This is a genomic window from Shewanella sp. AS16 (assembly GCF_021412365.1).
Taxonomy (GTDB): Bacteria; Pseudomonadota; Gammaproteobacteria; order Enterobacterales; family Shewanellaceae; genus Shewanella; species Shewanella salipaludis.
Genome location: NZ_JAKCLK010000287.1, coordinates 1 through 290 on the forward strand (window position 1 = coordinate 1; position 290 = coordinate 290).

Genomic DNA, 290 nt, shown 5'->3' on the forward strand with positions numbered 1-290 from the left:
ATTATTGCAAGCTTCTTCAAAATTATGTAACAAAAAGAGTAAGAGTTTAGCCGAGCTAAACTCTTTTCTTATGCTATAATAAGGATACTACTATCAAAAAGCGAGAAAAATATGGCACAATCATTAAACAAAACAGTTGAATTGCATACAACAGGCGTCTCCTACATGGCCATCGGAGGTAAGGTGGGGAAGTTTCTAATTGGCGATGTGGCTATTGAATTCTATCCTGATATTAATGTTGAACAATATATTCAAATCCCTTGGACCAGCATCACTCAAATTGGTGCTAA

At 35.5% G+C, this 290-nt stretch carries 1 protein-coding gene; it reads left to right on the forward strand.

Annotated elements, in window-relative coordinates; all coding sequences use genetic code 11:
* Positions 1 to 111 precede the first annotated feature (111 nt).
* Positions 112 to 290: DUF956 family protein (locus LZP73_RS21605; RefSeq protein ID WP_234236753.1), on the forward strand; the 179-nt coding region annotated here is incomplete at its 3' end.